Source organism: Aeromicrobium sp. (assembly GCF_036676885.1).
In the GTDB taxonomy this organism is placed as follows: Bacteria; Actinomycetota; Actinomycetes; order Propionibacteriales; family Nocardioidaceae; genus Aeromicrobium.
In genome coordinates this window covers 1-5,447 of sequence record NZ_JAKFCB010000074.1, presented here as the reverse complement: position 1 = coordinate 5,447, position 5,447 = coordinate 1, and the positions used below count along the sequence as shown (strand labels likewise).

Annotated in this window: 7 protein-coding genes and 1 riboswitch; of the genes, 2 read left to right on the top strand and 5 right to left on the bottom strand. The window is 71.1% G+C overall.

Annotated features, from left to right (window positions below; genetic code table 11):
* From V6M46_RS03975 to V6M46_RS03955, 5 genes are all read right to left on the bottom strand, one after another.
* A partial coding sequence (locus V6M46_RS03975; RefSeq protein WP_332662471.1) for a hypothetical protein occupies positions 1-230 on the bottom strand: 230 nt, incomplete at its 3' end.
* A 25-nt stretch (positions 231-255) separates the two neighbouring features.
* A complete protein-coding gene (locus V6M46_RS03970; protein ID WP_332662470.1) occupies positions 256-1,647 on the bottom strand; it encodes an ABC transporter ATP-binding protein in 1,392 nt (463 codons plus the stop codon).
* Positions 1,648-2,268 carry an ECF transporter S component gene (locus V6M46_RS03965; RefSeq protein ID WP_332662469.1) on the bottom strand — a complete coding sequence of 207 codons (621 nt, stop codon included), beginning with the start codon at positions 2,266-2,268 and terminating at the stop codon, positions 1,648-1,650.
* Positions 2,258-2,367, bottom strand: a riboswitch (TPP riboswitch). (Overlaps the previous gene by 11 nt.)
* A gap of 17 nt (positions 2,368-2,384) precedes the next feature.
* Entirely contained in the window at positions 2,385-2,768 is a 384-nt protein-coding gene (locus V6M46_RS03960) for an ankyrin repeat domain-containing protein (protein WP_332662467.1), read from the bottom strand.
* A 75-nt stretch (positions 2,769-2,843) separates the two neighbouring features.
* Positions 2,844-4,226 (bottom strand): NAD(P)/FAD-dependent oxidoreductase, encoded by a 1,383-nt coding sequence (locus tag V6M46_RS03955; protein ID WP_332662466.1) that lies wholly within the window; start codon positions 4,224-4,226, stop codon positions 2,844-2,846.
* A 30-nt stretch (positions 4,227-4,256) separates the two neighbouring features.
* Here V6M46_RS03955 and V6M46_RS03950 point away from each other — a divergent pair, with 30 nt between their 5' ends.
* Positions 4,257-4,925, top strand: a complete 669-nt coding sequence (locus V6M46_RS03950) for a GOLPH3/VPS74 family protein (RefSeq protein WP_332662465.1) — start codon at positions 4,257-4,259, stop codon at positions 4,923-4,925.
* A gap of 34 nt (positions 4,926-4,959) precedes the next feature.
* Positions 4,960-5,447, top strand: a 488-nt coding sequence (locus V6M46_RS03945; protein ID WP_332662464.1) for a DUF4916 domain-containing protein, incomplete at its 3' end; no start/stop codon positions are given.

Genomic DNA, 5,447 nt, shown 5'->3' with positions numbered 1-5,447 from the left:
CCGCCGAGCCGCCACGTCGAGTAGACGATCGTGACCGCGGCGATCGCCGTGAAGCCCAGGCAGACGAGCGGGAAGCGCCAGCCCGGGAGGAGCAACAGGCCCGCGATGACGTACGCCCCGACGGCGATCAGCGCGACCGGCAGGCTGCGGATCCAGAGCGAGCCGAGCAGGGAGAACAGGCCGACCGACAGTTGCACGAGCGGGTTGATCCGCAGGACGTAGGACCTCATGAGGGTGCCCCCAGCTGGCGCTCACTCATCGCAGCACCCCGTCGCGCATCCGGTGCTCGGTGTCGACCGGGAGGTCGGCGTCGTGGGTCGACAGCGCGACCGTCGCGCCGGCCGATCGGGCGGCGTCGATCCAACCGACGACCGCGGCCCAGGTGCCGGGGTCCTGGCCGACCGTCGGCTCGTCGAGCAGGACGACGCCCGGCCGGTGCGCGAGGGCCGCCGCCAGGGCGAGCCGCCGCTGCTCGCCGCCGGACAACCGGTACGGATTGGACTCCGCGAAGCGGGCCAGCCCGAACACCTCGAGCACGCGCTCGACGTCGACGGCCCGGCCGAGCCTGTGGGCGGTGTGGCGGACCTCGTCGCCGACCGTCGACGTGAGGAAGCCGTGCTCGGGATTCTGCGGCACCCAGCCCACCGCTCCGGCGAGCCTCGGCGATCGCCACCTGCGCAGCTCCGGCGTGACGGTGCCGCTGCCCGGCTTGAGCAGCCCGCCGAGCACGGCGAGGGCCGTCGACTTCCCGGCGCCGCTGGGCCCGGTGAAGGCGGTCGTACTCGACGGCGTGATCGAGGCGGTCAGCCCGGTCAGCGCCTGCGTGCGTTGCGTGCCGCGAAGCGTACGGGTGACGAGCTCGACCGACACGTCGGACGCGGCGATCGACAGCGCGCCGACGTCGGGACGAACCAGCTCAGCCGGTACGTCCAACGGCGCCGGGGTCGGCATGCCGGGCATCCAGACCCCGGCCGGCGGCGGCCCGTCGAGGAACGCCCGCACGGTGCCGTCGCTGACCACAGCGCCGTCGGCCGAGAGGACGACGACCCGGTCGACGTGGTCGAGCCATGGCTCGATGCGGTGCTCGACGACCAGGAGCGTACGACCGGCGGCGGCCGACAGGATCGCGTCGCGCACACCGGCGGCGGTGCCGGCGTCGAGCATCGAGGTCGGCTCGTCGAGCAGCAGCAGGTCGGGGCGCATCGCCAGGACCCCGGCGAGCACGAGCCGTTGCTGCTCGCCGCCGGACAGGGCCGCACTGAAGTGGTCGCGGCCATACGTCAGTCCGACCGATGCCAAGGCCTCGTCGACCCGGGACCAGATCTCGTCGCGGGACATGCCGGCGTTCTCGGGACCGAACGCGACATCGCGGCCCATGCGCTCGGCGACGATCGCGTCGGCCGGATTCTGCAGCAGCAGTCCGAGCCGCCCGTCGACCTCGGCGGTGCCGCTCAGGTCACCCGCGATCGTGGTGCCGAGCGCACCGGCCAGGCCGTACAGCAGCGTCGACTTGCCGGCGCCGCTCGGGCCGACCAGCAGCACCCGCTCGCCGGGCTCGATCGTGAGATCCAGCCCGGCGACGACGGGACTGCGTCGGCCGAGGGGGCGCCACGTGAAGCCCCTGAAGCGGGCTCCACCCAAGGACACCTAGACCTCGGAGACCTGTTCGCGCCCGGCCGGGAACGCGTCGAGCACGCCGGCTCGCGCCAACGCTCTCGTCAGGGCCCAACCCCCGACACCGGCGATCAGCGCACCCGACACGGCGAACAGTCCCAGGTGTGCCAGGCGGTAGCCGATCTCCCAGTCCGGGTAGTAGGTGTGCCACTCGTACGCGGCCGACTCGATGGCACCGGCAGCCGCGCCGGCGATCGCCGCGACCGCGATGTTGAAGCGGGTGTAGAGGAACACCGCGAGGACCAGCTCGACGCCGAGGCCCTGCCAGAAGCCGGACGCCAGGACGCCGGAGCCCCACTGCGTACCGCCCGGGAACAGCATCTCGACCAGCGCGGCCAGCATCTCGGTGGCCAAGGCGGCTCCGGGCCTGCGGACGATCAGCCCGCCGAGGACGCCGGCGATCAGCCATGGTCCACCGAACAGGCCGGCCATCGGCGGGTAGGCCGTGATCGAGCCGAAGCTGAGCGGCTCGTAGATCTTGCCCCAGCCCCAGAAGATGACGCCGCACGCGACTGCGAGCGTGGTGATGGTGACGAGATCAATCGTGCGGTAATGCAGATTGAACCCGGTCTTGGACGTGGTTGCAGAACTCATCGTGACTCCCTTCGCCGGTACTAACCGGTGCAGGTTCAAGGGTCTGCGGCTGATCCGCACTCTCAGCGCCCTCTGCGTGGCGCTCCCCTGTCTTGGTAGTTCGACTGTACCGCTAGTCACGACCCTTCGAGCAGGTGGCTTCGTTCGAACATCTCGGCTGTGGTCCGGGCCGAAGGGGAGCCTGCGTCGAGGTCGGCGCCGGCGTCGATCAGCATGCGCACGACCTCTGGTTCGTCCTTGAAGATCGCGCCGGCCAGTGGGCTCTGCTGGCGATCGTTGAGCCGGTTGACGTCCGCCCCGCGCTCCACCAGCGCAGCGACCGTGTCGCTGTGCCCGTGGTAGGCGGCGAGCATCAGCAGGGTGTTGCCGGAGGCATCCGTCATGTCGACCGGCACGCCCTTGTCGACGTACGCCCCGAGTCGCTCGGTGCCACCCTGACGGGCCAGGTCGAACATCCGGTGCGCGAGCTCGACGAGGCGTGGATCGAGTTCTTCGGTCATGATTCGAGCGTACGTGTGCTGGTCTCGATACGCCTCCCTCGCAGAGCTCGGTCGGCTACTCGACCGGCGAGCGGGTCACCTTCCGGTGAGCTTGTCACCGATCCTCGCCAGCCGGCTGGGCCGGGCAAGGCCCCTGTCCTCACGGCGATCCGCCTCGCGATACAGCCCGTACATCGCGCGTACGCCCAGCCAGCGCAGCGGCTCAGGCTCCCAACGGCGTACGCCGCGGTTGACCCACGGCAGGCGTACGAGGTCGGAGTCGCGACGCAGGACCAGATCGGCGAGGGTCTGCCCCGCGAGGTTGGTCGTCGTGAGCCCGCTGCCGACATAGCCGCCGGCCCAGCCGAGTCCCGTCGACGGGTCGAACGTGACGCTCGCGCACCAGTCGCGCGGGACTCCGAGCACACCGCACCACGCGTGCTCGATGCGCGAACCACGGGTCGCCGGGAACATCCCGTGCAGGATCCCCGTGAGCGACTCGATGGTCCAGTCCTGCGTCTGACCGTCGACGTCGGTGCGGGAGCCGAAGCGGTAGGGGATGCCGCGGCCGCCCAACGCGATGCGGCCGTCGGCGGTGCGCTGGGCATAGCAGTACGCGTTCGCGTTGTCGCCGAGCAGCTCGGCGCCCCGCCAGCCGATCGCGTGCCACACCTCTTCCGGCAGCGGCTCGGTGACGATCATCGCCGAGTTCATCGGCAGCCAGGTGCGCCGCTGTCCACGGATGCCCGCGGTGTAGCCCTCGAGGCAGCGCAGGATGCGGCCCGCCCTGACGACGCCGCGTTCGGTCGTGACCATGCCGGGCTCGATCGTGGTGGCACGGGTCTGCTCGAGGATGCGCACGCCGCGACGCTCGACCGCCGCCGCGACCCCTGCGACGAGCCTCGCCGGTTGCACACGGGCACAGTGCGGGCTGAACGTCGCGCCGAGTGCGCCCTCGACGTGCAGCCGCTCCTCGAGCTCTGCCCGGGTCAGCTCGCGTTGGTGATGCTCGCCGATCCCCCAGGCCCGGTCGCTGACGAGACCCTCGTGCATGCGTTTCAGCTGGGCCGCGGACCGGGCGACGTACAACACGCCGTGCTTGACGATGTCGGCGTCGATGCCCTCGGTGCGACACACCTCGATGACCTCGTCGACCGCCGCCTCCATCGACGACACCAGCGCCTGGACGCCCTCGCGGCCGTGCGTGGCGGCATACCTCTCCTTGCTGCCGGACAGCTCCGCCGACAGCCAGCCGCCGTTGCGACCCGAGGCGCCGAATCCCGCGAACTCAGCCTCGAGCACCACGATGTCGAGGGCAGGGTCGAGGGCCGACAGGTAGTACGCCGTCCACAATCCCGTGAGCCCGCCGCCGACGATGCAGACGTCGCAGTCGAGGTCGCCGCCCAGCCCCGGTCGCGGCTCCGGGACGCCGACCTGCTGCCACCAGAACGAGACGCCGCCGTTGATCACGCTATCCATGCTCGCACCACGCCCGGATAGCGTGGTGGCATGACCACTGCGGAGGACCTGCTGTTGATCGTCACCGATCCCCTGACCGGGAAGCCGCAGCTCGACGCCATGAAGGCCGATCCCGTGCTCGGCGGAGCGCACCTGCTCGACCTCGTCGCCGCTGGCCACCTGGCGCTCGACGGCGAACGCCGCAAGGCGCAGGTCATCGTGGTCAGCCATGCTCCCGTCAGCGATCCGCTCCTCGAGCAGGCCTTCTCCCGCGTACGCAATCGCGGTCGCCAGACCCCGCGGAACACCGTCACCCGGCTCGGCAAGCAGGCCCGCAAGCACGTGTATGCCTCCCTCGTCGCGAAGGGGCAGATGCGCGTCCGGCCGACCAAGGTCATGGGGATCTTCCCGGCGAGCCGCCACGAGGTCATCGACACGGCGCGGCGCCACGACCTCGTCAACCGGGTCCGCGCGAGCCTGCTGCACGACCAGCCCGCCGATGCCGAGACCGGGCCGCTCATCGGCCTGCTGGCAGCCGCCGACCTGACCAAGCTGCTGGTCGACAAGCCCGACCGCAAGCGGGCCAAGGCGCGGGCCAAGGTCATCGCGGAGGGCGACTGGGCCAGCGAGGGCGTCCGCAAGGCGATCCAGGCGGCGCAATCGGCCGTCACCGCGGGCATCCTCGCGGCCACCGCGGCGAGCGCATCCGGGTCGAACTGACCCGTCGTCATCGGGCGTACGACACAATGTCCGCATGTCCGTGCGCACACCTGATCCCAATCCGGGTTGGCTCCCGGACTTCGCCCTCGACGAGACGCGGGCACGCGTCCCGATCCTGTACGTCGAGGCAGTGCCGGTGCGCATCAACGCGTTGGGCGAGGTCGAGTCGATCGGCATCCTCCTGCGCGGCTCGTCGACGACCGGCGTGATGACCCGCACCCTGGTGTCCGGCCGGGTCATGCACGGCGAGTCCGTACGCGAGGCGCTGCTGCGCAACCTCGCCAAGGACCTCGGCCCCACGGCGTTCCCGCAGCTGCCGGCGTCGACCGTGCCGTTCTCCGTCGCCGAGTACTTCCCCCTTCCTGGGGTGTCGACGCTCTACGACCCGCGGCAGCACGCGGTCTCCCTCGCGTACGTCGTGCCGGTCAGCGGTGAGTGCAACCCGCGCCAGGACGCCCTCGAGCTGACCTGGCTCACGCCCGAGGAGGCGGCCAGCCCCGAGGTGCTCGCCGACCTGGAGGG